The sequence below is a fragment of the Micromonospora sp. NPDC020750 genome, assembly GCF_044334565.1.
GTDB lineage: Bacteria > Actinomycetota > Actinomycetes > Mycobacteriales > Micromonosporaceae > Micromonospora.
Window position 1 is genome coordinate 183156 of sequence record NZ_JBIRTH010000008.1, and the last position, 26032, is coordinate 209187.

Consider the following 26032-nt stretch of genomic DNA (forward strand, 5'->3'; position numbering starts at 1 on the left):
CTGTGGACGCCGTCAACGACGGTGGAACGGGACCCGGCCCAGCAGTTCGGCCAGGTCGGCGGCCAGCGGCGCGGCGAAGACGTGCTCGATCAAGGGGGACCAGGCCGGGGAACACCCCTCGGGCAGCGGCAGCACCAGGTGCGCCTGTTCCCGGATCTCCTCGTCGCCGGGCTCGGCCAACGCGGCCACCAGGTGACCCCGGCCGCGGGCCTGCGCGCACAGACGCACGGCGCGTTCGTGGCTGGGCCCCGGCGGCGCCAGCACGATCAGGGGGACGTCGGCCTCGGTGGCGAACCGCTCGACGTGCCACCACTCCTCGAGATCCCGGCCCAGTGCCGGCACGCCGGCACCCTCGATGACCTTCGCCGCCGCGTACCGTGCCGTTCCCAGAGCCGGCCCCCCACCCAGCACCTGCACCGGAGCCGTCCGCAGGATCTGCTCTGCCAACTGTCGGCACGGCTCCACCTGCTGCCGCACCGTCCGCTCCACGAGGTCCGGCAGGGCGGCGAGCCCGCCGGACCCGAGCACGGCGGGGTGCGACGGGGCGTCCGCCCATCCCTCGGCCAGGAGCAGGAGGGTGAGAAGACTGGCCTGGTAGCTCCGGATCCCCGGGGACGGCGGGCGCTTCGGCAGTCCCGTGGTGACGCTGCGGTGTGCGCTGCGGCCCACGGGAGTGTCGGCGGATCCGACGATCGCGACGGTACGGAAGCCATCCGCCCGGGCCCGGTCCAGCCCGGCCGCCAGCGTGGCGCTGGTGCCCGAGGCCGAGACGCCCACCACCAGGGTCGCCGCGGCGGGCTCCGGGAGCGGTCGGCCGACGCCGTAGTCGAGCAGCCGTTGCGTGCTGCGAAGCACGCACGTGGTGCGCGGCAGCCGGTCGAAGGCGTACTCGGCCGCCTGGGCGGCGTACAGGGAGTCCCCGCTGCCAGACAGGACGATCCGGCGGGGAACCGGCTCGACGGAGCGCAGCTCGTCCAGCTGCGTGCCGAGCACCCCGGTCAGCACGGCCAGGTCGGAGGCGAGGCCGTCGACCTCCGCCCGCATCGCGGCCACCGTGTAGGAGCTCATGCGGTCTCCCGGTGCGGCAGCGAGTCCAGAATGTCCATGTACGACCGGACCTTCTGCTCGGACACATCCCCGGCCCAGCCGCCGACGGTGACGCAGCTACCGACGAAGACGCCGTCGGCTGCGCCGACCAGCCGAGCGGCGTTGTCATGGTCCGTGTGACCGGCCAGGTAGATCGGAGCCGCCGGGGCCGCGCGCCTGACCTGCGAGATCAGCTCGAGGGTACGGGATTCGTCCGGGTCGCCCAGGCAGACGGCGTCGGCGCCCGCGTTCATCGCCGAGCGGGCCACCTCGCCGGGCTGCTTTTCGCCGTTCGGCCAGCTGAAGTGCATGCTGGCGACATCGGCGATCACCCTGACGTCCCACGCGTCGATGGCCCGGCGGTACGCCATCACCGCGGCGGGATCGGGTCGCACCGTGCCCTGCCAGCTCAACGTCTCACCGACGATGGCGCCCACCCGGACGAAACTCCCGCCGCAGACCTTCGCAGCGGCCAGCGACGCCCTGGTCGCGTTCCGCATGATCTGGACGCCGACCTGAAAGGCCGGGTCCGTCGCCGCCCGGACGGCCTCGGTGATCACCGTGACGGCCGCGAGCCGTGCGGGATCGCAGTCGTCCTCGACCCCGTAGACCCGGTCCGCGGTCTGCAGCAGGCAGCCGTGCGCGCCACCCCGGTCGAGGGCACGCGCCGACTCGACCGCGCGGGCCAGGGTGTGGCGCAACGAATCGGGCTCGTAGAACGGAGTGCCGGGCAGCGGGGCCAGATGCACGACCCCATAACAGGTTCTGGTCGGCCCCGGCAGTCCCATGGCATCTCCCTCACAGCCCCGCCGGGCCCTGTCGTCGGCCGTTCCACCACTACGCTCCCCGTGCCCGGCGAGCGTAGTCGATGGCGGCCGGGGCTTACAGGTGTCCGGCCCTCCGCGTGGGAGGCGGGGCCACGGGACCCAGATCGGGCTCTCCACTGCGGATAGGATCATGCCCATGACCGCAGAAACCGTTGACGTCCCGCATTCGCCGACCGGTCTCCGGCTCACCGACCCACGGACCGGGCGGATCCGCGCCGGCCTGGCCGGTGCGGGCGAGTCGACGGTCACCGACACGGTCGAGGCGGCGCGGGAGGCCCAGCGGTCCTGGGCGGGGCTGCCGACGGGCGAGCGGAGTCGTCGTCTTCTGGCATTCGCCGACCGGATCGACGGCGCCCTGAGCGAGTACGTCGCCGCCGAACAGGCCGGCACCGGCAAGCCCGCCCACGAGGCCGAAGGCGAGATCCGCGACAGCGTCGACCTGTTGCGGTTCTACGCCGGCGCCGTGCGCGCCGCGCTGGCGCCCGCTGCCGGGCATCACCTCCCGGACCGGGAGAGCTGGGTGCGGTGGGAGCCGCTGGGCGTGGTCGGCGCGATCGTGCCGTGGAACTATCCGATCCTGATGGCCGCCTGGCGCATCGGGCCGGCGCTCGCCGCGGGGAACGCGGTGCTCCTCAAGCCGGCCGAGAGCACTCCCGACAGCGCGCTGCTGCTGGCCAGGGACGCCAGGGACTCGCTCGGCCCGGGGGTGCTCAACGCACTGCCCGGCGACCGGGCGACGGGCCGGCTACTGGTGGAGAGTCCCATCGACGCGATCGCGTTCACCGGCAGCATCGCCGGCGGGCGGGACGTGGCCGCCCGGGCGGGGCTGCGCCGGGTCAGCCTGGAACTCGGGGGCAACTGCCCGGCGATCGTGCTGCCGGACGCGCCCGAGCACACCTACGCCGACCTGACCGGCGCGGCCACCTACAACGCCGGGCAGAGCTGCGCCGCACCGGCTCGGGTGATCACGTTACGGTCGAACTACGCCGAGGTGGTGGACCGTCTCGCCGAGGCGATGAGCCGGCGGCAGGCGGGCCGTTCGTTCGGCCCGCTGAACAACGCTGACCAGATCCGCCGCTACCGGCAGATCCTCTCGGGCTCCGCCGCCGGGGTGAGCCACGCCGCCGGGCTGGCGCTCGGCGACGACTCCCACGAGGAGGGCTACTGGGCCGAAGGGCGGATCCTGGCCGACCTGGAACCCGACGACCCGGCGGTCGCCAACGAGTTGTTCGGCCCCTGCCTGACCGTGCAGGCCGCCGAGGACATCGACGACGCCGTCCGCCTGGCCAACAGTGTCGACCAGGCGCTGGCCGGCAGCGTCTGGGGCGCCGGGACCGGCCAGTTGCTCTCCGTCGCCCGGGCGCTCGACGCCGGGGAGGTGTGGGTCAACTGCGTGCTGGAGCAGTGCCCCGAACTGCCGCACGGCGGGCGAGGATCGTCAGGTCACGGCACCGACCTGAGCGTCCTCGCCCTCACCGAGTTCCAGCGACCGAAGACGGTGACGGTCAGACTGGCCTGACCTCACGCTCCTGGTAGCGCCGCAGCCGGGGCATCGCCTCGGCATAGTCCGACCAGGGCCGGGACGTCGTCAGCCGCATGAACGCGCCGGAGAGGCAGAAGGTCAGGATGCCGGGGAAGAGGGACACGTTGGTCTCCCGCAGCAGTTCCCGGAAGCAGAGGTACGAGTCCTCGTGGTCGTCGAACGACGTGGTCAGGTTGATGGAGTAGCGCGCCGGCAGCACCGAGACACCCGGCAACCGGATGCCGTTGTGGTAGGCGTCGCGGATCAGCGTCAGGGACCGCTCCCGGGACCTCCGCTCGACCCGGTAGTTGTCGTACGCGCGCTGCAGGCCGGGCAGGCGCAGGCCGTACGTCGACTCGAACTCCCGACAGTGCGCGGGGGTCAACTCCTCGTCACCGCTGACCAGCCACCGTTCCATCCGGGCCAGCACCTCGACCACGGTGTAGAAGAACGACGGCGGCCCGCCGAAGGTGGTCGACGCGTACTCGTAGTAGCGATCGATGAAGCCGCTGTCCGCCATCAGCCAGCCGACCTTGAGGCCCGGGGCGGACCAGTTCTTCGACAGGCTACTGACCCGGATGACGTTGGCCGCGGCGCGAGCCGGTGAGGTTGCCACCGGCTCCCCCAACCACTCGTGGCACTCGTCCAGCACGATCAGGGTGTTCGGCGAGGCCGACTTGATCAGCAGCTCCAGCTCGTCCTCGCAGACCAGGGCGCCGGTCGGGTTCGCGGCCGTCTGGAGCAACACGATCGGCGTGTCCGGACGCAGCGCGTCGATCAGCGGTCGCAGCGACGTCCGACCGTCCGCGCTGGACGACAGCGGCACCAGCGACACCGGCCCTCGACGGGCCACGGACTCCACCAGGGGCGGATAGTTGGGTATGGCGCACAGCGACGCGGCGCCACCCGGGCTCGCCTCGAGCAGAATGAAGTCGACCACCGTGCTGATCGCCAGCGTCGCGCCCATGGTCAGCGCGACGTTGTCAGCCGTGTATCCCGCGCTGGGCAGCCGGGCCGCCTCGTACGCCGCGACCGCCTCCCGGGCCGGCTCGCGGCCCCGGGAGTCGGAGTACCCGTACCAGTCCCGGTTCAGGGCGTAGGCGATGCAGTCCTTCAACGGGCCGGGCAGACCCCAGTGCTCCTCGTCCACGGACCCGCTGGAGAGGATGATCCCCGCCTGCGAGCGCAGGTCACCGTAGAGGTCGTCGCGGAAGTAGGAGTTGAACAGCTCCTTGACGAAACGTACGGTCGCCCGTGAGTTGAGCACCGCGGCGGCGTCGACCTCACGTCTGCGCCGGGACTGTCGCCACCGGGCCGCCAGGTCGGGACGGTGGCTCTCCACCCCGAGTTCGCACTCGACCCGGCCCAGGTAGAGATCGCGGAGCTCGATCGGATCCTGCGGGTTCACCGCTCGGGCGTACACCTCCAGCAGCCGCGCGTCGGGGCCCGGGTCCAGGGCCATCGGCACCCGCGAGGGGTCGGGGCGCTGTGCCGCGAGCATCTCGACCTCGGCGGGCACGACCGACAGCCGAGGCTCTCCGACGTCGCCGAACAGCCCTTGGACATCCGTCATCCGGCCATCTCCCCCGATCGGTCCGTGATCCGCAGTCGCTTGAGATGCCGGTGCCGGGTCGAGCCGTGGAACGGCGCCGCGGATCGGCCGTGGAAGGTGTACGTGTTGTCCAGGACCGCGAGGAGCCCACGACGCCACTGGAGCCCGCGGGCGACGCCGCCCTCGTACATCCCGGCGAGCAGTGCGGCGAGGGCGTCGCGGACCGCCGGGGCGTCGAACTGGTCGGTGTCGGACACCCAGCGCAACGTGTCGGCCTGGAAGTCGCGGAACGAGAAGACCGGCCGCCCGTCCACCCGTCGCCGGATCGGCGGCACGCCGGGGCGGTCGTACCGGACGTGCGCGAGGATCTCGCGGTCGGTCTGCTGGAGCCGCTCGTCGACCCCGACGAACGGGACCAGGACGGTCTGCGCGGCGTTCTCGTCGTCCCCGGCGTGCAGGCACATCAGGACGATGTATCGCGGCTGTTCACCGGCCGGTCGCCCGCTGCCCTCGGTGTGCAGGCTCAGGGCGCTCGTGGCGAACGGTTGCCGCGCGGCGTCGGCGGTGTCACCCTCGGCGCTGATCAGGTGCAGGATCCGGCCGTCCTCGACGTTGGGCAGCACGGCCGGGTCGGTCTCCGGCATGACCTCACCGAACCGGTGGCCGAGCTCCAGCAGGTGAGCGCTGGTCATCGGCTCACCGAGGTCGACGAGGCCGATTCCGTGCTCGGTGAGCTGACGCCGCAGCACCGCCTCGACCTGGCCCACCGGGCACCCGGCCGGCACGGGCTCCGGCACCAGCTCGGGCTGGGGCAGCGGTCGACCGCCGAGGAGTTCGGCCCGCTTCGGGACGTGCCGGTCGTGGGGTCGCTCCAGAAAGCTCCCCCGCGTGGTTGTCGGCCCTGGACTGTCAGGCACCGGTGGCGCCGAACACGACGGGACCGTGCGAGCACCCTGCGGCACGCAACTCGTCCCCGCTGCCGGCCTTGATTCCGCAGATGCGGCAGACGATGTGCCCGTCGTCGGTCAGCAGGTCCTCGAACGGCCTGAGCTCCTGCCGGTTCGCACTGTCGAGCGGCTGGTGGGCGACGCCCACCGAGAGCAGGACGTGGTCGGTGATCGCGCCGACCGCGTGCGGCTGCGCGCCGTCCACCATGTACACCAGGCCGGGCGTGGTCTCCAGGATCTCGCCGGCGGCGGTGATGGTGCCGCGCCCACCCACCACGAAGAGAAGGTGATCGCCAGGGTGGGTGTGCGGAGCGAAACCCTCGCCCGCGGGAACATGAATGAGGTCGGCGCCGAGGAACCCATTGGTGATCAACGACCGGCCGGTCGCCTCGCGCGTCTTGGCGATCTGGATCTCGCCGGGCCGCATGTCGACCTTGAGCAGCTGCTCACTCTCCGTGGCCCCTGCGTCGAGGGCCCACTCGCAGAGCGCCACCGCGCGGTTCTCTTCGGCCCGGTCGGACACGCCGCTACCGATCTGGAGGTGCGTGCCCGGGGTGGCCGCAAGGAGCCGGACCATCTGCATCAACAACTCTCGACGCTCACGCGGATCGAGGTTCTCGAGCTCGTGGCTCAAGGAATCCACCATGGAAACAACGGAGCGGTTTGTTTGCGCCATTGGTACCCTCCGTAGTCAACACACCGGTTGTTGATCAGGCTACCGAAGCTCGAAACAGTTATGAAGTCACCGAAAGCTGCAATACATTGACGCACTGTCATATGCGCAGGTCAGGATACCTGAAACGGGGTCAGTTCCGATAACCATGACAGCCATTGGCCGTGTCCTTTTTGACGACGCCGGGGCGCAAGCAGGCCACGCCCGGTCGCGAGATGGCCTGCTGGGCGACCGGCATGGCCTGCTGGGCGACCGGAGGCCGGTCAGCGGAGCGGATCAGGCTCACGAATATGAACTCCGAGGTCCTCCCGCATCGCCGCACCGAGCGCGGCGAACCGTTCCTGGCGGTCTCCCGGAGCCGGGCCGGCGGGCGGACCGGTGATCCTCCCCAGCACCTGGTCGCCCTGATCCCGCAGTTCCCTGCCAGTTCCCCGGCGTCGGTCACCCCGCACGCCCTGCACATGATCACCATGCTGCTGCGGAATCCGGGGCAACCGGCGCAGGTCGTCGAGGACGCCTGCTACGCGGCCAACTCCGCCGCCCGCTCCATGCACGCCCGCGGCCTGTACCTGGCGGCGGACGCCGAGCTGGAGCGGATCGGGCGGCTGGCGACCCGGGATCTGGGCGAGCGGCACGGCGAGACGCTCCGCGCGCTGCACTACCAGGCCGTCGTGCACCACGCGCGGGGCCGGTACCGCCATCCGGGCGAACCTGGCGGTGCTGGCGGAGGCGCGCGGGCACGTCGCCCAGGCACGGCGGGAGCGGGACAGCGTGTTCGAGGCACAGTGCCGGGTGCTCGGCGTCGACCACCCCGAGACCCGGGCCACCCGGCAGGGGCTGGTCCATCGTGGCACCCGGCCGGGGCCGCTCTGACGGCTACACCTGGGCCAGCGCCGGGGTGGGCAGGTCGTCGGCCGGGCGCGGGGCCGGGGTGGAGCGGTTGGGCAGGGAGAGCCGGATGACCTTCCACCAGGCCGAGGCGACCTGCTTCGGCAGGGGGCCGACGGTGTACGTCAGGCCGTACTTCGCGAACAGCGCCCGCACCTCGGGGGCGATCTCCTGGTACCGGTTGCTCGGCAGGTCCGGGAAGAGGTGGTGCTCGATCTGGAACGACAGGTTGCCGGTCATGATGTGCATCAGCCGGCTGCCGCTGATGTTGGCCGAGCCGAGCATCTGCCGCAGGTACCACTCGCCCCGGGTCTCGCCAACGATGGACCTCCTCTCGAAGGTCTCCACCCCCTCCGGGAAGTGCCCACACATGATCACCGAGTGGCTCCACAGGTTGCGGATCAGATTCGCGGTGAAGGTGGCGGCCAGGGTGCTGAGGAACGACGGCCCGGACAGCAGCGGGTGGATGATGTAGTCCTTGAGGAACTGGCGGCGGATCTTGCGGCCGACCGCGCGGGCGCGGGCCCGGAACTCGGGGGCCTTGTGCCGGCCCTTGCGCAGGTTGCGGCCCAGCTCCAGGTCGTACGCGGCGATGCCGTACTCGAAGAAGCAGGCGTTGATGAAGTTCCACAGCGGCTGGCCCAGGTGGAACGGGTGCCACCGCTGGTCCTCGTCGACGCGCATGATGCCGTACCCGAGGTCGTTGTCCTTGCCGATCACGTTGGTGTAGGTGTGGTGCAGCTCGTTGTGCGAGTGCTTCCACTGCTCGGCCGGGGAGACGTGGTCCCACTCCCAGGTGGTCGAGTGGATCTTCGGATCGCGCATCCAGTCCCACTGGCCGTGCAGGACGTTGTGGCCGATCTCCATGTTCTCGAGGATCTTGGCCACGGCGAGGCCGGCGGTGCCGACCAGCCAGGCCGGCGGGAAGAGCGAGAACAGCAGCACGGCCCGGCTGCCCAGCTCCAGCCGGCGCTGAGTGGAGATCACCCGGCGGATGTAGGCGGCGTCCTGCTCCCCCCGGCCGGCGATCACCCGGTCACGGATGGCGTCGAGCTCCCTGCCCAGGGTGTCGATGTCCTCGGCGGTGAGGTGGGCGATCGGGTTGACGGGCTTCTTCTGGATCGTGGTCAAGTCCGATTCTCCTGTCAGAGGTCGATGTCGCAGGTACCGGCCGCCGCCGACACGCAGGTCTGGATGAGCACGCCGTCGCCGGGAACGGCGGTGGTGACGTCGCCGTTGCGCAGGTCGCGGACGGCGCCCTGGCGCAGCGGCACCACGCAGCCGAAGCAGATGCCCATCCGGCACCCGGACGGCATCAGCACCCCGGCGTCCTCGCCCACGTCGAGCAGGGCCGCGCCGCCGTCCGCGTCGACGGTGACCCCGGCCCGGGTGAAGGTGACCGCGCCCCCGGCCCCCGGGGAGATCACCGTGGGCCGGAACCGCTCGGTGTGCAGCCGGTCGGCCGCCCCGTGGGCGGCCCAGTGCGCCTCGACCGCGTCGAGCAGGCCGACCGGGCCGCACGCCCAGGTCTGCCGGTCGAGGTGGTCGGGCACCAGGTCGGCCAGCTCGGCCACGCCGAGCACGCCGTCGGTGTCGGTGTGCCGCTCCACGAGGCGGAGCGCGCCCCGCCCGGCCAGGCCGCGCAGTTCGTCGGCGAACACCACGTCGGCCGGGGTCGGCGCGGAGTGCACCAGCACGACGTCGGCCGGGCCGGTCGCGCCGGCGCGGAGCATCCCCATCACCGGGGTGACGCCGCTGCCCGCGGTGACGAACAGGATCCGCTCCGGGGCGGTCGCGGGCTGCACGAAGTCGCCCTGGGCCTGGTCGAGGTGGACCAGCGTGCCGGGCCGCACCCGGCGGACCAGGTAGTTGCTGACCCGGCCGTCCGGGATGGCCTTCACGGTGACCGAGATCAGCCCGTCGCGGTGGCCGGGGACCGAGGTGAGCGAGTACGCCCGCCACTGGCGGACCCCGTCGACGTCCACGCCGAGGCGGACGTACTGCCCGGGGGTGTGTCCGCGCCAGCCCCGCCCCGGTCGGATGGTCACCGTCGCCGCGTCCCGCGTCTCGGGGCGGACGTCGACGATCCGCCCGCGCAGGGCTGCCCCGGAACGCAGCGGGGCGACCAGGTCGAGGTAGTCCTCGGGCAGCAGCGGCGTGGTGACCGTCTCGGCGAGCCGGAACAGCCTGTCCCGGACTGTGAGCTTGCCGGGCGGGCGCGGGACGGTGGTCGTCATACAACCAGGGTGACCCGCCCGATCGCATAACATCTTGGCCAAGGAAGGTGAATCAACCGCAGGGTCTTGTTCCGGGAGAACAATCTATGTCGGAAGGGTCCGGGACCAGCCGCCGCGCTGCCCACCTCGAACTGGACGAGCCGATGGCCGCCCGGCTACGCGCCGCGCTGCCCCTGGTCGCCGAGCGTACGATCACCGCGATCACCGCCGAGGTGCCCGCCTACTCCGGCACCCTGACCGGCCAGATGCGGGCGAAGATCGAAAACGCGGTTCGCATCGCGCTGGGCACGTTCCTCCAGCTCCTCGGGCGTCCCCAGACCTCGGAGCCGAGCGCCCCGCTGCTCTCGGCCCTGGAGGCCGCGTACGCGCTGGGCAGCGGCGAGGCCCGCTCCGGGCGCAGCATGGACGCGCTGCTCGCCGCGTACCGGGTGGGAGCGCGGGTGTCCTGGCGGGAGGTCTCCACCACCACCGTGCGCGGCGGGCTCGCCGCGGCGACGGTCGCCGAGTTCGCCGAGCTGATGTTCGCCTACATCGACGAGCTGTCCGCCGCCAGCGTGGCGGGGCACGCCGACGAGCTGGCCACCGTCGGCCGGGCCCGGCGGCGGTACCTGGAGCGGCTGAGCCAGCAACTGCTGGCCGGCGAGGCCGAGGACGTGCTGCGCCTCGGCGCCGAGCGGGCGGACTGGCCGGTGCCGCAGACCCTGACCGTCGTCCTGCTGCCCCGCAGCAGCCTGCGCACCGTGCTGACTGCGCTGAGCCCACACACGTTGGAGAGCGGCGAGGACATGCCGGGGGTGGACCCGACCGAGGAACTGGCCGTGCTGCTGGTGCCGGACGCGCACGGCGGCCGGCGGCGGCCGCTCGCCCGGGTGCTGCACGGGCACCGGGCGGTGCTGGGGCCCGCGCGGCCGTGGCACCGGGTGGCCGGGTCGTACGTGCGGGCCACCCGGGCGCTGCGGCTCGGGCTGCCCCGCGTCGGGGCCGACGCGCCGCTGGACACCGAGCAGCACCTCGCCGAGCTGCTGCTCAGCACCGACCCGGAGGCCCTGGCCGACCTGCGCGCCCAGGTGCTGCGTCCGCTGGCGTCGCTGCCGCCGGCCACCGCACACCGGCTCGCCGAGACACTGCGCGCCTGGCTGCTGCACCAGGGTCGCCGCGACGACGTGGCGGCGACCCTGTTCGTGCACCCGCAGACCGTGCGCTACCGGATGGCCAAGGTGCGGGAGATGTACGGCGACCGGCTGCACGACCCGGCGACCGTGCTGGACCTGACGCTGGCCCTGGCGGTCCTGCCCGCCCCGGCGGAACCGGACTGACGGTCCGGGCCGGCACAGAGCAATCCGTCCCGGTCATCGTCGTGCCCGGGTCAGGGGCCCATCGCAAGCACGGAACGCACAAAAATCACGGGGCGCGCAGGATGAACGCGACCGCCTCCCGGGCGGAGGTGCTTCGCGCCGTCGGCCCGACCAGGTGGTCGAGGACCCGGGACCAGGCCGGCACCACCAGCAGGTGACCGGCGTCCGGGACGACCTCCAGGCGCGCGTCGGGCAGCGCGTCGCGCCACCACCGGCCGTGCTCCGGCCCGGCCAGGCCGTCGTCGGCGCCGTACAGCAGCAGGGTGGCCGCGCGTACCTGGTCGGGGGTGAAGCCCCAGGGGCGCAGCACGTACCCGGCGATGTCGTCGACCATCCCCCGCGCGCCCTGCGCGAACGCCTCGGCCAGCATGTCGCCGACCCGGCGGGCGGCGCCGGGGGCGTCCAGCGCGGGCTGGTCGGCCGGGCCCGCCCCGAGCAGCATCCGGTACGCCCGCGCGTCCCACGGGTCGGCCGGAACCATGCCGGCCAGCGCGGCGTCGAGCTGGGCGCGGACCTGGTCGACCGGCTGGCCGCGCAGCGTCACCATCATGTCCCGCTGCCCCGGGTCGACCCAGGGGACCTCCTCGTCGGGGGCGGGGGTGGCCAGCACCGCGAGCCGGCTCACCAGCTCCGGCCGGCGAGCGGCCAGCGCGAGGGCGACCCGCCCTCCGCCCGACCAGCCCACCACGGGCACCGGGCCGAGGCCTCGCTGGTCGAGCACCTCGGCGAGGTCGTCGGCGGCTGCGGGCACGTCGGCCCAGCCGGTGGCCGGGTCGGAGCCGCCGTAGCCGGGCCGGTCGACGGCGAGCAGGGTGACCCCGGCGACGCGGGTGACGGCCGGGTCCGGATCGAAGGCGCCCGACCCCGGGGCGGAGTGGCAGAACACCACCACCCGGTTGCCGGCCGCCCCGAGCCGGTGCACCACCGCCCGGCGGCCGCCCCTGAGCGCGATGATCTCCCCGGTGCTGGACATGCGGCCGAGTCTGGCAGCGACCGTGCGACCCCGAGCCGCAACGACGGGCGGTCACCCGATCGGGTGGCCGCCCGTCGTTGACGCGTACACCTGCGGCCTCCGCGCTCGCGTCGTGCCCGGCCGGCAAGGTGGTCGTCGTCGACGCGTACACCTGCGACCTCCACCGCGGTTTCCGGTCAGGCCGGGCCCGCCCGGCGGACCGCCGTGAACAGGGCGGCGAGGGCCACGGCCAGGCAGCCGCCGCCGGCCAGGGCGAACGTCAGCGGGGCCCCGTGGTGCTGGGCCAGCCAGGTGAACACCGCCGCGCCGACGCCGCCGAGCGAGAAGTGGATCGTCCAGAACGCGGCGGTGACCCGGCCGAGCAGATGCTCCGGCGTCACCTCCTGGCGTAGCGACAGCGAGCAGATGCCTCCGATGCTCAGGCAGCCGAAGTAGACCAGCATCAGCGCGCCGACCTCGACGGGCCGGCCGGTCGACGCAAGGGCCGCGACGGCGACGCCGGTGACCGCGACCGCGCCGATCCAGCACGCGCCGAACCCGAACCGCCTGCGCAGCGGCGCGACGACCAGCGAGCCGGTCACCGTCCCGGCCGCCCCCGCGGTGAGCACCAGGCCGACCATGCCGTCGGACTGGCCGAGGCCGTGCTTGAGGTGGTAGATGACCACGTCGTCCATGCCGTAGGTGAGCAGGAGGAAGACGGTCAGCAGCGCGGTCAGCGGACGCAGCACCGGGTGCCGGAGCAGGAACCGCGCGCCGGCCAGGAACTCCGCCAACGGCCCCGTCCGGTCGCCCGCGTCGGCCGACAGGGCGGCCCGGCCGGGCAACCGCACCAGCATCAGCAGCGCTGCGGAGAGCCCGAAGCTCACGGCGTCGACGGCGATCGCGCCCGCCGGGCCGAGCCAGCCGGACACCAGGCCGGCCAGCGCGGGCCCCCCGACGGAGGCCAGGGCGGTGCCGGCGTACAGCCGACCGTTCGCCCGGGTCAGCTCCGGGCCGGGGACCAGGCCGCGCATCGCGCTGACGGCGGCGACCTGGAACAGCATCCCGGCCGCCGCGGCCAGGGGCAGCAGCACGAACAGCGGCCAGATCGGCGGGGCCGGGACCAGCCACCACACCAGGGGGACCGCCGCGAACAACAGCATCCGCGCCACGTCGGCGCCGATCAGCAGCGCCCGCCGGTCGAACCGGTCGACCACGACCCCGGCGAGCAGGCCGGCAACCACCGCCGCCGTGCCGGAGACTCCGGTGAGCAGCCCGGCCGTGGCGATCGAGCCGGTCGCGTCGAGCACCAGCAGCGGTACGGCGAGCTGCGAGAACGAGTCGCCGAGCACGGAGAGGATCTGCGCCGACCAGAACGCGTTGAAGCCACGGTTGCGCCACAGCGAGGCGGGCGCGGCTGGCACCCCCGTGGTGACCGTCACCGGGCCGAGCGTAGCCGACGGCCTGCGGCGGCCGGACGGACCACTTCGGCTGGCCGCGGTCGGCGGGAATTGTGCCACTCACAATTTGCCGATAGCGGGAGCCAGGATCGTTCCGCGCCCGAGTCGCATTTCTTACAACGGTCGATGCCGTGTCCCGCCTAATGAGGATTGTGCGAATACCATGCTCTGGGTGAAGGAGAGTCATGGCCGTCAGCCATGGCCGGTCCGCATCCGTGGGGACGGCGGCCTGATTCTGGGCAGCGGAACGCTCCTGGGCGACCGGCACGTCCTCACCTGCGCCCACGTGATCGACAGCTCGGCCGGCCGGCGGGGGGCGGCGACGGGCGGCCCGCCCGCCACCCGGGTCATGGTCGACCTGGTCCGGCTGCCGCACCTGGCCGCCCGGTCGGCGCGCGTGACGCCCGGCGGGTGGGCCCCACTGGACGGGGACGGCCACGGTGACGTCGCCCTGCTCGAACTGGCGGACCCGGTCCCCGGCCAGCAGGGCGCCGAGCTGCGCCGGCTCCCCCTCTGGCAGCAGCAGGTCTACGCCTTCGGCTTCCCGAGGGAGTTCAGCGACGGCGAGACCGTCCATGCCGTCCTCGACGGACAGGTCGGGCCCGGCGGGGAGCAGGTGCAGATGACCCCGGCGAACCCCGGGCTGTGGGTGCGGGGCGGGTTCAGCGGGGCGGCGGCCGTCGACGAGCGGACCGGCCACGTGGTCGGCATGGTCGTCTCCTACTACAGCGACCCGGCCGCCGGCCGCTCGTACATGGTCCCGGTCGAGACGATCCTGCACCACGCGCCCGCGGTCGCGCGGTGGGTCGTCGGCGGGTCCTCGGTGGACGAGGAGCTCGCCTCGCTCAGCGCGGGCCACCGGGACGGCCCGGCCGCGCTGCGGATCGCCCGGCTCTATGCCCGCCGCTCGCCCGAGAACGTCCTGGTGATCGTCACCGGCCGACCCGGTTCCACGGTGTCGGCCGCGCTGCGCCGGGCGGTGGTGCTGTCCAACCGGGAGCTGCGACCGGCCTCCGCAGGTCAGGCCGAGCCCGACGGCGACCCCACCGTCCCGCCGCTGGGCAGCATCGACCTGTCGCTGGACGCCGCCGGCAAGCCGCCCCGGGAGCTGGCCGAACGGATCCTGGAGTTCGTCGGCGCGGGCGAGCCGGCGGCGGGCCCGGTGGGCGACCTGGTCGGCGCGGCGGCGCCGCGGTCGGTGCTGATCGACGGCGTGGACGAGTCCACCGACCCAGAGGAGCTCCTCGCCGAGGTGGTCGGGCCGATCGTCGACCGGGCGGCCGAACGCGACCTGCGGGTGCTGCTGGGTTTCCGGGGGCCCGCGATCGACGTCCGGCTCGGGCTGCTCGGCCGGCGGATCGCCGGGCTGCGCGCCGCCGAGGGCCTGGCCCGCGCGCACCACCGCGAGCTGGCGGCGCAGCTGACCGGGCTGCCGACGGTGCCCGCCCGGGCCACCCGGCTACGGGTCCGGCTCACCGCCCTGCGCGCCGCAGCCGGGCAGCCCGACCCGGGCCCGCTGCCCGAGCACCTGGCCGCCGTGGAACGGGCCACCGACCGGGCCCTGCACGAGATGGCGGAGCTGCGGCGGCGGCTGACCGAGCTGGCGGCGGCGCACCAGCGGCTGCGGGGGCTGCTGGACGCGCAACGGGCCCGCGCCGGCGTCGGCGGGCTCACCGAGCACCACGAACTGGGGGCGTCCTACCGGCGGGCCCACGACCTGCTCCGGGGCGGCCCGTGCGAGCTCGCCGAGGCCACCGCCGCCGTGCACGGGTACGCCGACCAGGTCCGGCGCGCCCTCGACGACCGGCAGGAAGGAGGGCCGTCCTGATGCGCTGCCCGCGTACCCCCGGGTGCCCCGGGGACGTCGACGCCGACGGCTTCTGCACGGTCTGCGGCCTCACGCCCGAGCCCGGGCGCCCGGCGGCACAGCCCGTGCTCCCGGACGGTCCGGCGGCCGGTGAGCCGGTCGGGGACAGCTCCTGGACGGTGGCCGGCCTCGTGTCGCTGCCGGTGCTGTCCTTCCCCCGGCACGGCCGGGTCTCGCCCCAGCTCAGCGTGCCCGAGGGCAGCCGGTCCTGCGCCCAGTGCGGCGGCCGGGTCGGTCGGGGTGGGGCCGACCGGCTCGACCACGGCTACTGCCCCGCCTGCGGGACACCCTTCGCGTTCGTGCCCGCCCTGCACCACGGCGACCTGGTGGCCGACCAGTACGAGGTGGTCGGGTACCTGGCCCGGGGCGGTCTCGGGCAGGTCTACCTCGCCGAGGACACCCACCTGGACCGCAACCCGGTCGCCCTGAAGCGGCTGCTCAACAAGACCAGCGCGGGGGCGCTGGCGATCGAGGTCTCCGAACGGCGTTTCCTGACCACACTGGACCATCCGAGCATCGTCCGGATCTTCAACTTCGTCACCGCAGAGGACCGGCTCTTCGGCGGGCAGACCAGCTACATCGTGATGGAGTACCTCGCCGGGATGTCGCTGCACGAGCTGCTCCTGGCCGTCCGCCTCGGCCGGCCGGGGGTCACGCTGTCGCTGGTGGACATCCTCGCGTACGGCCACGAGATCCTGACCGCGTTGGAGTACCTGCACGGCAAGGGCCTGCTCTACACCGACCTGCACCCGGGCAACGTCATCCGGACCGGGGACCGGATCAAGCTGATCGACCTCGGCGGGGCGCGCCGGGCCGACGACGACACCAGCCCGCGGGTCCTCACCCCCCACCCGTACCGGGTCGGCGACGAGGAGATGGCGACGCACGGGTTCACCGTGCGGTCGGACCTGTACGCGGTCGGGGTCCTGCTGGAGGAGCTGAGCAAGCCCGTCGCCCGACCGCTCGCCCCCGACCCGGTCGGGGAGGAGTCCTTCCACCGGCTGGTCGGCCGGGCCAAGGCCGGGTGGCGGCGCCGCTTCGCGTCCGCCAAGGAAATGTCCGAGCAGCTCAGGGGCGTGCTGCGCGAGCTGCTGCAGGATCCTCCGGCGGGCCGGGCGCAGGAGCCGTCCGCCGTGTTCGCGCCCACCGCCGCGCTGCTCGACGCGGGCCTCGGCGCGGTGCCGCCGCTGGCCGCCTGGATCGAGCCGACGGCCGGTGAGCTGCCGCACCACGGCCGCCCGGCCCCGGACGCCGTGGCCGTCGGCCTGCCGGTGCCCCGGCCGGCGGACGGCGACCCGGCCACGCCGGCCCTGGCCCTGATCGGCGCCCTTGACCCGCGCGGCCTGCTGGCCCGGCTCGCGGCCGTCGAGGCGGAGTCGGTCGAGCTGCACCTGGCCCGCTGCCGGGCCCACCTGGAGCTGGCCGAGCCGGGCCCCGCTGGGGAGGCGCTGGCCGCCGCCCGTGCCCTGCTCGGCGAGGACGCGGTGGCCGACTGGCGGTTGACCTGGCACGAAGGGCTGCTGGCGCTGACCCGGTCCGACATGGCAGAGGCCACCGGAAGGTTCGACGAGGCGTACCGCGAGCTGCCGGGCGAGGTCGCGCCGAAGCTGGCGCTCGGCTATTGCTACGAGCAGCAGGGCAGGACGGAGCCTGCGGGCCGGTACTACCACGCGGTGTGGCGTCGGGACCAGTCGACGGCCAGCGCCGCGTTCGGGCTGGCCCGGCTCCGGCTGGCCGCCGGTGACCGCGTGGCGGCGGTGCGGTGTCTCGACGAGGTCCCCCGCGTCTCCCGGCACTACGACGCCGCCCGGATCGCCGCCACCCGGGTGCTCGGGACGTGGCTCGGCGCCGACCCGCCCGACGCGGCCCAGCTCAACGAGGCGGCCCGCCGCCTCGACGAGCTGCGGCTCGACGGGGGCGCACGGCACGGGGAGTCCCGGGACCGGATGACCGCGGCGATCCGGCAGGCGGCCCTGGACCTGCTGCTGGCCCAGGGGGCCGACGGGCTGGCCGGCGGCGAGACGCTCGGCGGCGAGGTGTCGGAGCGCTCGGTGCGGACGCTGCTCGAGAGTTCCCTGCGCGCCCTGGCCCAGCAGGCGCGCACGCAAGACGACCACGGCGTCCTCGTCGACCGGGCGAACGCGGTCCGGCCGCTGACCAGACGCTGACCCGTGAGGAGCGAAACGGTGCGTAGCAGGCTCGACTTCGACCTGACGATCGGCCACGACAGGTTCCTCTCCACGAGGGACCGCCAACTGCACGCGATCCTCACCGTCACCGCCCGGGCCGGACAGGCCGGCACCGGGGTGGACCCGGACGAGCCGGGACACGCCGAGGTGATCGTCGTCGACTGCTCCGAGTCGATGGCCTATCCCCCTACCAAGATCGCCGCCGCCCAGCGGGCCACCGCCGCCGCCGTCGCCGTGCTGCCGGACGGGGTCCGCTTCGCCGTTGTCGAGGGGACCCACGAGGCCCGGATGGTCTACCCCCGGCACCGGGGCCTGGCCACCTCCTCGCCCGCCACCCGCCGCGACGCCCGGCAGGCGGTGAGCAAACTCGTCGCGATCGGTGGCACGGCGATCGGAACCTGGCTGGAGCTGGCCCGGGAGCTGCTGGCCATGCACCCCGAGGCGATCCGGCACACCCTGCTGCTCACCGACGGCCGCAACCAGCACGAGACGCCGCAGCGGCTGGCGGAGGTGCTGGCCGGCTGCGCGGGGCACTTCGTCTGCGACGCCCGGGGCATCGGCGACGGCTGGGAGCCCCGCGAGCTGATGCGCGTCGCCGAGGCGCTGCACGGCACCGCCGACGCGGTACGCCGGCCGGCCGATCTGGAGTCCGACTTCCGGGAGACCATGCGGGCGGCGATGGCCAAGCAGGTGGCCCGGGCCCGGCTGCGGATCGCCCTGGTGCCGCCGGCCCGGGTGCTGTACTGCCGCCAGGTGCACCCCACGGTGACGGACCTGCCGGTCGCCCCGGTCGACGAGCGGACCGTGGAGTGCCCGACCGGCTCCTGGGGCGAGGAGAGCCGGGAGTACCACCTCTGCCTGGAGGTGGACGGGACGGACCGGCCGAGGGGCGAGGACGTCCGGGTCGCCCGGGTCGACCTGCGGGTGGGTGACGCCCCGGCCACCCGGCCGGAGAACGTCCTGGCGCACTGGACCGACGACCTGCTGCTCTCCAGCCGGATCGATCCCCGAGTCGCCCACTACACCGGGCAGGAGCAGCTCAGCCAGCTCATCGCCGACGGGTGCGACGCGTACGACACGGGCGACCGGGAGGCCGCCGTCGGCCTGCTCGGCCGCGCGGTCGAGGTGGCCACGGCCGCCGGGGACGCCCTCCACCTTGAGCAGTTGCGGCTGCTCGTCGACGGCGTCGACACCGGCACGGTACGCCTGCGCGACGACCTCGCCCGGCTCGACGTGATCAATGTGGCGCTCCAGTCGTCGTTCACGGTGCGTGACGGCGAGCCCGGGCCGGTGCCGCCGCCCGCCCCCGACGACCCGCCCGCCCCCGACGCCGTGCCCGCCCCCGCCCCCGGCGCCCCGCCCCGGCTCTGCCACTGCGGCCACCGGTCGCCGCCCAGTGCCCGGTTCTGCGAGCGCTGCGGCGAGCGGTTCCCGACCGGCGACGAGGCCGGGCCGGTGCCGGCGTGAGCGCCGACCGGCCGACCAGCACCACCCGGCGGAAGCTGCGGGGTCTCCTCGCCACGCTGCTCGTGGGCATTCTGGCCACGCTGGGCGGCTGTCTCACGGTCTTCGTCGGGGTGCACCGGACCACCGACGCCGCCCATGACCGGTCCGTGCCGGCGGTGCTGGCCGTGTACGACGCCCAACTCGCCCTCCGGCAGGCGCACGGCGAGGCCCTGGCCAGCTTCTCCGCCGGCACCCGCCTGCTCGCCAGCCCCGGCGAGGGCTACCAGAACCAGATCGCCCGGGCCGGCCAGCAGCTCGCCCAGGCCGCCGAGGACAACGCCGCCGGGGAGACCGGCAGCCGGGACATCCAGGTGGTCGAGGCCTCGGTGGTGACCTACACCGGGCTGGTCGAGCGGGCCCACGCGTACTTCGCGCAGGACGGGGGCAGCGCGCTGGGCACCGCCACGCTGTGGGACGCGTCGACCCTGCTGGAGGAGATCCTGCGCCGCCTCGCCGCTCTCGGGGTCAAGCAGATGGACGCGCTGAACGGCCAGGCCGACGGCCCGTGGACCAACGGGAAGATGACGCTCCTCTGGCTCGTGCCGGTGCTGGCCCTGCTCGCGCTGCTGGTCTCCGCGCAGCGGTTCCTGCGCCGGCGGTTCCGACGCCGGCTGAACGTGCCGCTGCTGCTGGCGACGCTCGCGGTGCTGGTGATGGGCGCCACCACCGCGATGAGCCTGTGGTCGGCGAACCAGCTCGCCGACGCCCGGGGCGACACGGACCAGGCCACCATCGACCGCGATGCGCAGCTCGCGGCGCTGTCCGCCCGCGACAGCGGCAGCCTGGCCGCCCTGCTGACGGCCGCCTGCGGGTCGCCGGGCTGCCCGGACACGATCGCGCGGGTCAGGGGGGACGCGAGCCCGACGCCCGCCCCCGCAGGCAGCCCGGAGCCCGCGCCCGTCCCGTCCGCGAGCGGCGCGGCGACGGCGTCCCCGCCGGGGGTCACCGAGGCCGGTGCCCTACACGGCGAGCACGCCGCCCGATCCGCCGAGCGGGCCGCCGACAGTCGGGCCGGGGAGGTCGTCCTGCTCGCCGCCGCCCTGTTCGCCCTGGCGATGGCCGCCCTCGGCCTCCAGCCCCGTCTAGCGGAATACAGGTTTTCACAGCGATGAGACGCGTAGCCTTCGCCCTGATCCCGGTCCTGCTGGCCACCGGCGGGCTCGTCGCCTGCGCGCAGGCGCGCACCCTGAGCGTCGTCGCGTCCTGGGCCACGAGCGACGCCAGCAAGACCGAGGTGGACAGCACCGACGAGAGACGCATCAACGCCGAGCTCGGCAGCGGCAGCGAGGCCGCGCCCTTCCTAGCGGTGCTGAGGGCCTTCACGAAGGAGACCGGCATCAAGGTCACCTACCAGGGCACCCGGGACGTCAGCCAGGTGCTGCGGTCCGGGGTCGACCGAAAACGGCCGCCGGACGTGGCGGTGCTGCCCCGGCTCAACGACCTGCAGACGTACGTCCGGAGCGGCGACCTGCACGCGCTCGACGACACCCTCGTCGCACGGGAGCGGGCGGACCTCGCGCCGCAGTTGCTCCACCTCCAAGACCCGCGCGACGGGCACCCCCGGGTGTACGGCCTGTCCGTCGCCGCCCACGCCAAGAGCCTGGTCTGGTACGTCCCGGGCGTGCCCGGCGGTCCCGACGCGCAGCGCCCCCCGGCGACCTGGGCGGAGCTGGTCCGGCTCACCGGGGACATCCGGGCCCGCGGTGGCGTGCCGTGGTGCCTCGGAATGGGCGCGCAGCCCCTGTCCGGGTGGCCCGGCACCGACTGGATCGAGGACATCCTGCTGCACCAGTCCGGGCCCGCCTTCTACGAGAGCTGGGCGGCGGGGGACGAACCGTGGACGTCCGCGCGGGTGCGGGCCGCCTGGGAGGCGTGGGGCAAGCTGGTGGCGGCCGGCCGGCGCACCGACAACGCCCTGCTGACCAACTTCGACACGGCCGGGCTGGGCATGTTCGCCGCGCCACCGAAGTGCCGCCTGGACCACCAGGCGTCGTTCATCGTCCGGGGCTACCAGTCGCACGACCCGTCCCGGGGGTTCGACTTCTTCCCGTTTCCGGCGTCCGGTCCGGCTACGACCGTTGCGGTCTAGGAGATCTCCGAGGACGTGGTGGGCATGTTCCGGGACACACCCGGGGCCCGGGAGCTGATCCGCTACCTGGCCGGCGATCCGGCCCGCACGGTGTGGCGGGAGGCGAGCGGGCACCTGGCGTTCACCTTGAACGCGGGCACCGACCCGACGGCGTACCCCGACGGCCTGGAGCGCCGCATCGCGCGGACCCTGACCACCGGCACCCGCTGCCGTGACGCCTCGGACATGATGCCGGCGACGATGACCGCGGCCTTCCAGTCCGCCGTGCTGCAGTACCTGGACGATTCCGCGCTGCTCGCCAGGTTGTTGACCGAACTCGATACCGTGCGGGGCCGGACGCCGGAGGACCAGTGGCTGAGGCTCCCCTGCCTCAGCGCCTGACGGCGGTCGATCGAGAAAGGACGTGGCCGATGACCGAGGTGGTCGAGTTCGCCCTGGACGGCGGCGGCAGCGTGCTCGTCGCCGTGGACGACACGCCGGGGATCGCCCCGGCCTCCGCTGCCGAGGACGTGCTGCGCAAGGCCGGGGTCAGCTTCAACCGGGCGATCGGCCAGGCGCGCGACGCGGCGTCCGCCGCGTTGACCGAGTTCCGGTCCATGGCCGACCGGCCGGACGAGGTGGAGATCAGCTTCGGGGTCCAGCTCAGCGCCGAGGCGGGCGCGCTGATCGCCCGAACCGGGGTGCAGGGGCAGCTCCAGGTGACCGTGCGCTGGCACCGCTCCCCCACCGCCTGACCGACTCCGCTCAGGACACCGCCGGCACGGTGGGCGAGCCCCGCCCCGCCGCACGCGAACCCCGACCGGGCCGCTGTCCGGCGAGCGAGCGAAGCGGGGCCGGGATGTCTCCCGGCCCCGCCCCACAACTGTGAACCTTCCTACCTAGCGTGCGCTGCGGAGGCCGTAGGCGCGGTGCAGGGTCTGCTCGACGGTGCTGCCGTTCTCGTCGACGGCGTGGACGCGGATGCTGACCGCGCCCGTCGTCTGCTCCAGCTTCGGGTGGCTGATCCGTCCGCTGAACTTGCCGTTGTGCTTGTCCACCTTGACGGACTTCCAGTTCGCACCGTCATCGGTGCTCACCCACATCCTCAGGCTGCGCAGCTTCGGCGCGGCCAGGCCGTTGCCGTAGTGGCCGCCGATGGTGATCTCCTGCGACCGGCCGGCGACGGCCTGGTTGGCCAGGTCGACCTCCGTGTCGTAGCGCAGCCGCAGGATCTGCTCCGCCCGGCACGGCTCGGCCCGTCCCAGCAGGGTCTGGCCGATGCAGGACGCGAAGTCCGCGGTCTCGGCGGTCGGCCGCTGCGACCGGAACGTGTAGACCGCGTCCTCCCTGGTGGCGTACCGCTGCTGCGGATTTCTGGCGGTGGCGGTGTGGGTGAGCCGGTACCGGCCGGGTTCGGCCGGCACGTCGAAGGTGTCGACCGGGAACCGCAGCATGAAGAAGATGGCGTTCACCAGGTATCCCCGCTCCTTGACGGGAATCTCCTGGCCGTCCCGCGACAGCGTCCACTCGCCGGGCCGGCCCTGCGTGCTGTGGCCCGCCTGGTCGAGCGATTGCGTGTCGAAGACCATGGTGTCTCCGGCGCGGCAGGTGAAGCAACTGACGGCGCCCCACGGGTGGGCCAGCGTGTTCGCGGGCGAACCGTGCGGTCCGGTGGCGAGCGGTTGGGAGTTCCACGCCTCGGCGCGCCGTCCGGGCTTGGTGAAGATTTCGTTCGCCCCGAAGTACGGCCCGGCCTGGACCCCGTTCACCGGCTCGTCGTACTGGTAGTCCGCCGAGCGATTCCACAGCACGTCGCCGGAGATCGGGCCGACGTACTCGGTCACCGTGCTCTGCGCCCGGCGTGGCGCCGCCCTGGTGATCGCGGACACGAGCATGTCGGCGTGGTTGGCCGACCATACCTGGCCGACGGTGGCCGGGGCGTCGGAGTGGAACCGGTTGTCGACCCGGTAGAGCTGCCGGTCGGTGACCCGGTAGGCCAGCTTCTGAGGCACGCGGCCGAACTCCGGGAACGCCAGGACGTACCGATAGGGGCTGACCGCCGTACCGAAGGTGTTGACGCTGACCGCGCCGCCCTGCAGCCGTCCGAGCAGCGTCCGGGCCTCGGCCACCGGGATGCTCATCGTCGGGATCGGGTAGACCGGCCAGGTGGTGTCGCCGATCATGACGTGGCCCTGCTTGCCGAAGCCCAGCACCGCCGCAGCCCCGGCCTGCGCGGCGTTGCCGACCCGGGTGGCGACCTCCTCCCCGCACACGATCAGCGGGCAGGCGTCGGAGAGGTCGAGCAGCACCAGCTTGCCCTTCGCATCCACCGCGGCGAAGTCCTCGGTGGTGCCGGTGCCGGCATAGACCATCGGCAGGGTGCGCCGGCCGTCGAGCTTGGGCAGCACCGCGTCGGCGGCCTGGTAGCGCGGGTGCAGGTCGAGGCCACGCGGACCGCGCACCGACATGGCGATCTGCGGTGCGCCGAGCAGGTGCTGGCTGAACGCCTGGAACACGCCCTGCCGCACCGGCTTCGTGGGCAGCAGCCAGCCATCCCAACCGTCGGCCGGTCGGGCCGTCGCGGAGCCCTGCACGCCGCCGTAGTTGTTGGCGCCCAACCGCAGCGCCCCGAACACCATCTGGTAGTTGTCGCTGCCCTTCGGCGTGTCGACGGTGATCTTTCGGAGCTTGCGCAGGTCCAGGGTCACCGTGGTGTCCTCGGTGACGTCGAACTCCGGCTGCATGGCGATCGCGCTGTTGCGGCCGTCCGAGTCGAACCAGTCGACCAACACCGCCAGGGCGTGTTCACCACCGTAGACGCGGGCCGTCGTCTCGGTCCCCGCGCCGCCGAGCACCGCTCCGCCGCGGTCCTTGCGGCCGTCGGTGCGGGCGAACACCCAGTTGCCGGTGTAGAATTACGCCGGGTCCACCCCGTCCGGCAGGATCAGCTTGCCGGTGACCTGGAACGACTGGGGCTCCTTGTAGAGCCCGATAGCGGTGCCGACCTCGATCCCCTCCGCGCTGGCCCGCAACGCGCCCTCGTACCAGGTGGCCTCGCTGCCGGCTGCGGGGTGCACGGTCGCCGTCACGTCGGCGGTGCCGTTGGCCGGCACCGTCACGGTCTCCCTGTCGAGGGTGAGCATCCCGGCGGGGGCGTTGCCCTTGTCGGTGGAGAGCGTCGCGGTCAGCCGCAGCGTGACCGGCGTCGTCGAGTTGTTGACGTAGCTGACGGTGCGGCTTGATGCCGCAGTCTGCCCGTACGTGATCAGACCGAAGTCGAGGCTGTTGGTCGCGTACACCTGCTGGCGCACCGCCCGGGCCACGTCGAGACGGCCGGCGCCCTGCTCGTAGGCGCGGCTTCCGGTGTCCTTGGCGGTGCTGACCAGCACCGGCTTGAGCTGCTTGGCCGCCCAGTCCGGGTGCTGCTGGCCGAGGATCGCCGCGGCGCCGGCCACGTGCGGGGCCGCCATCGAGGTGCCGTTGGCCGCCAGGTAGCGCTCACCGGGCGCGCCGCCCATGATGCTCGGCTCGGAGCGGGCGGCCACGATGCCGACGCCCGGGGCGGCGATGTCCGGCTTGAGGCCGTGGTCACCCGTCCGGGGCCCGCGGCTGGAGAAGCCGGCCGTCTTGTCGTCGCGGTCCACCGCGGCCACGGTCAGCGCCGCCTCGGCGACGCCGGGCGCTCCCAGGGTCTGCGGGTTGGGGCCGCTGTTGCCGCCGGCCACCACGAAGAGCGTCCCGTACTGCGAGGTCAGGTTGTTGAGAGCGACACTCTGCGGACTGGTGTGGTCGCCACCGCCACCGAGGCTCATGTTGACGATGTCGGCGCCGGCCGCGGCGGCCCACTCCATGCCCGCGATCACGTTCCGGGTGCTGCCCGTGCCGTAGTCGCCGAGCACCTTGCCGACCATCAACGATGCGCCCGGGGCCACGCCCCTGTACTTGCCGTTGGAGGCGGCGCCGCTGCCCGCGATGATCGAGGCCACGTGGGTGCCGTGGCCGAAGTTGTCGTGGATGGACGGGGCGGAGGTGTGGTTCACCGCCGCCACGATCCGGCCGCCGCCGAAGTCCGGGTGGTTGAGGTCGATGCCGCTGTCCAGGACGGCGACCTTCACCCCGGTCCCGTCGAGGCCGACCTTCCACGCCTCGGGCGCGCCGATCTGCGCCACGCTGCGGTCCAGCGTCGGGTAGACCCGCTGGTCCAGCCAGAGCTTGGTCAGCCCGGCGCCCAGCGCCGACGCGCGGGCGCCCACGTCGCTGCGGGTACCCGCCACCGCGGCCCAGAAGTCGCCGGCCTGCTGCTTGGTCACGTCGAACCCGGCGCCGCCGACGCTGGGCAGCGCCGCCACGTCGGTGTTGGCCGGCAGGGCTTCGGCCCGCACCTTCAGCGTGCCCGCGTTCGGCGACTTCGCGCTACGGGCACCGGTGCCGTACTGGGCGATCACCGGAAGCTCGTCGGTCAGGTCGTCGGTGTAGCCGTTGTCGACCAGGTAGCCGACGTCGAACAGGGCCCGGTCCAGCTTGCCCGCGTCGACCAGTGGCATGGCGTCGGACGGGTAGACGAAGTACGAGTCGCCGTCGCGGACCTGTAGGAAGCTCATCGCGCCGCGGCCGGAGCGCAGCGCCGGCTCCAGCGTGACGCGCGGCGTTCCCTCCTTGTCCACCCGGTAGTGGACGACGTCGCCGGTGATCAGGGTGACCCGACGCGCGCCCGGCGCGACACCGGCCGGGTCGGCCCCGGTCGGGGTGACGACGGCCGGGACGGCTGCCGGGACGGTCGGGAGGTTCGGGCGCGCCGTGGCCGGCGCGGCGCCGGAGAGGACCAGCCCGAGGACGGAAACCCCGACAATCGTGTCGCGCGATCTCCATCGTCGACGACTCATGGATGCTCCTTGGGATGCAG

22 protein-coding genes are annotated in these 26032 nt (G+C 73.5%); 10 read left to right on the forward strand and 12 right to left on the reverse strand.

Going from position 1 to position 26032, the window contains the following annotated elements; translation table 11 throughout:
- Positions 1-12 precede the first annotated feature (12 nt).
- Positions 13-1068 carry an SIS domain-containing protein gene (locus ACH4T9_RS24155; RefSeq protein WP_396673614.1) on the reverse strand — a complete coding sequence of 352 codons (1056 nt, stop codon included), beginning with the start codon at positions 1066-1068 and terminating at the stop codon, positions 13-15.
- Positions 1065-2051 carry a BtpA/SgcQ family protein gene (locus tag ACH4T9_RS24160; protein ID WP_396673615.1) on the reverse strand — a complete coding sequence of 329 codons (987 nt, stop codon included), beginning with the start codon at positions 2049-2051 and terminating at the stop codon, positions 1065-1067. The genes ACH4T9_RS24155 and ACH4T9_RS24160 overlap by 4 nt, the downstream gene beginning before the upstream one ends.
- On the opposite strand from ACH4T9_RS24160, the gene ACH4T9_RS24165 reads away from it, so the two are divergent.
- A complete protein-coding gene (locus ACH4T9_RS24165) occupies positions 2050-3432 on the forward strand; it encodes an aldehyde dehydrogenase family protein (protein WP_396673616.1) in 1383 nt (460 codons plus the stop codon). The two genes, ACH4T9_RS24160 and ACH4T9_RS24165, sit on opposite strands and share 2 nt — an antisense overlap.
- Here the strand turns inward: ACH4T9_RS24165 and ACH4T9_RS24170 are convergent.
- From ACH4T9_RS24170 to ACH4T9_RS24185, 4 genes are all read right to left on the reverse strand, one after another.
- The gene (locus tag ACH4T9_RS24170; protein WP_396673617.1) at positions 3419-5008 is read right to left on the reverse strand and encodes a pyridoxal phosphate-dependent aminotransferase; all 1590 of its coding nucleotides are present in this window, start codon (positions 5006-5008) and stop codon (positions 3419-3421) included. The genes ACH4T9_RS24165 and ACH4T9_RS24170 overlap by 14 nt on opposite strands.
- Entirely contained in the window at positions 5005-5784 is a 780-nt protein-coding gene (locus tag ACH4T9_RS24175) for a TauD/TfdA family dioxygenase (RefSeq protein ID WP_396673618.1), read from the reverse strand. The genes ACH4T9_RS24170 and ACH4T9_RS24175 overlap by 4 nt, the downstream gene beginning before the upstream one ends.
- A 112-nt stretch (positions 5785-5896) precedes the next feature.
- A complete protein-coding gene (locus ACH4T9_RS24180) occupies positions 5897-6610 on the reverse strand; it encodes a cupin domain-containing protein (protein WP_396673619.1) in 714 nt (237 codons plus the stop codon).
- A 260-nt stretch (positions 6611-6870) separates the two neighbouring features.
- Complete coding sequence (locus ACH4T9_RS24185; protein ID WP_396673620.1) at positions 6871-7308, reverse strand: hypothetical protein; 438 nt, start codon at positions 7306-7308, stop codon at positions 6871-6873.
- A gap of 16 nt (positions 7309-7324) precedes the next feature.
- Here ACH4T9_RS24185 and ACH4T9_RS24190 point away from each other — a divergent pair, with 16 nt between their 5' ends.
- Positions 7325-7480 (forward strand): hypothetical protein, encoded by a 156-nt coding sequence (locus ACH4T9_RS24190; RefSeq protein ID WP_396673621.1) that lies wholly within the window; start codon positions 7325-7327, stop codon positions 7478-7480.
- A 3-nt stretch (positions 7481-7483) separates the two neighbouring features.
- Here the strand turns inward: ACH4T9_RS24190 and ACH4T9_RS24195 are convergent, their stop codons facing one another.
- Together ACH4T9_RS24195 and ACH4T9_RS24200 are read right to left on the reverse strand one after the other, a co-directional pair.
- Entirely contained in the window at positions 7484-8626 is a 1143-nt protein-coding gene (locus ACH4T9_RS24195; RefSeq protein WP_396673622.1) for a fatty acid desaturase family protein, read from the reverse strand.
- Positions 8627-8640: 14 nt separating this feature from the next.
- Positions 8641-9732 (reverse strand): ferredoxin reductase, encoded by a 1092-nt coding sequence (locus tag ACH4T9_RS24200; RefSeq protein WP_396673623.1) that lies wholly within the window; start codon positions 9730-9732, stop codon positions 8641-8643.
- Between the two features lie 86 nt (positions 9733-9818).
- Between ACH4T9_RS24200 and ACH4T9_RS24205 the strand changes: the two genes are divergently transcribed.
- The gene (locus ACH4T9_RS24205) at positions 9819-11048 is read left to right on the forward strand and encodes a PucR family transcriptional regulator (RefSeq protein WP_396673624.1); all 1230 of its coding nucleotides are present in this window, start codon (positions 9819-9821) and stop codon (positions 11046-11048) included.
- A gap of 85 nt (positions 11049-11133) precedes the next feature.
- Here ACH4T9_RS24205 and ACH4T9_RS24210 read toward each other — a convergent pair whose 3' ends face one another.
- Both ACH4T9_RS24210 and ACH4T9_RS24215 read right to left on the reverse strand, forming a co-directional pair.
- Positions 11134-12060: an alpha/beta fold hydrolase gene (locus ACH4T9_RS24210; protein WP_396673625.1), complete on the reverse strand. Its 927-nt coding sequence runs from the start codon at positions 12058-12060 to the stop codon at positions 11134-11136.
- A gap of 176 nt (positions 12061-12236) precedes the next feature.
- Entirely contained in the window at positions 12237-13481 is a 1245-nt protein-coding gene (locus ACH4T9_RS24215; RefSeq protein WP_396673626.1) for an MFS transporter, read from the reverse strand.
- Between the two features lie 190 nt (positions 13482-13671).
- Between ACH4T9_RS24215 and ACH4T9_RS24220 the strand changes: the two genes are divergently transcribed.
- From ACH4T9_RS24220 to ACH4T9_RS24250, 7 genes are read left to right on the forward strand one after another with little or no spacing between them, the layout of a single operon-like run.
- Complete coding sequence (locus tag ACH4T9_RS24220) at positions 13672-15327, forward strand: trypsin-like peptidase domain-containing protein (RefSeq protein ID WP_396673627.1); 1656 nt, start codon at positions 13672-13674, stop codon at positions 15325-15327.
- Positions 15327-17534, forward strand: a complete 2208-nt coding sequence (locus ACH4T9_RS24225; RefSeq protein ID WP_396673628.1) for a tetratricopeptide repeat protein — start codon at positions 15327-15329, stop codon at positions 17532-17534. Before ACH4T9_RS24220 ends, ACH4T9_RS24225 begins: the two co-directional genes overlap by 1 nt.
- Positions 17535-17552: 18 nt before the next feature.
- A complete protein-coding gene (locus ACH4T9_RS24230) occupies positions 17553-19022 on the forward strand; it encodes a VWA domain-containing protein (protein ID WP_396673629.1) in 1470 nt (489 codons plus the stop codon).
- Positions 19019-20173: a hypothetical protein gene (locus tag ACH4T9_RS24235; RefSeq protein WP_396673630.1), complete on the forward strand. Its 1155-nt coding sequence runs from the start codon at positions 19019-19021 to the stop codon at positions 20171-20173. Before ACH4T9_RS24230 ends, ACH4T9_RS24235 begins: the two co-directional genes overlap by 4 nt.
- Positions 20170-21150 (forward strand): ABC transporter substrate-binding protein, encoded by a 981-nt coding sequence (locus tag ACH4T9_RS24240; protein WP_396673631.1) that lies wholly within the window; start codon positions 20170-20172, stop codon positions 21148-21150. The genes ACH4T9_RS24235 and ACH4T9_RS24240 overlap by 4 nt, the downstream gene beginning before the upstream one ends.
- Before the next feature lie 24 nt (positions 21151-21174).
- Positions 21175-21531, forward strand: coding sequence for a hypothetical protein (locus ACH4T9_RS24245; RefSeq protein ID WP_396673632.1), 357 nt, complete (start codon positions 21175-21177; stop codon positions 21529-21531).
- A 29-nt stretch (positions 21532-21560) separates the two neighbouring features.
- Positions 21561-21884: a CU044_2847 family protein gene (locus ACH4T9_RS24250; RefSeq protein WP_161689692.1), complete on the forward strand. Its 324-nt coding sequence runs from the start codon at positions 21561-21563 to the stop codon at positions 21882-21884.
- 144 nt (positions 21885-22028) lie between these two features.
- Here ACH4T9_RS24250 and ACH4T9_RS24255 read toward each other — a convergent pair whose 3' ends face one another.
- Positions 22029-24026 carry a hypothetical protein gene (locus ACH4T9_RS24255; protein WP_396673633.1) on the reverse strand — a complete coding sequence of 666 codons (1998 nt, stop codon included), beginning with the start codon at positions 24024-24026 and terminating at the stop codon, positions 22029-22031.
- An 18-nt stretch (positions 24027-24044) separates the two neighbouring features.
- Entirely contained in the window at positions 24045-26012 is a 1968-nt protein-coding gene (locus ACH4T9_RS24260) for a S8 family serine peptidase (RefSeq protein WP_396673634.1), read from the reverse strand.
- Between the last annotated feature and the right edge of the window lie 20 nt (positions 26013-26032).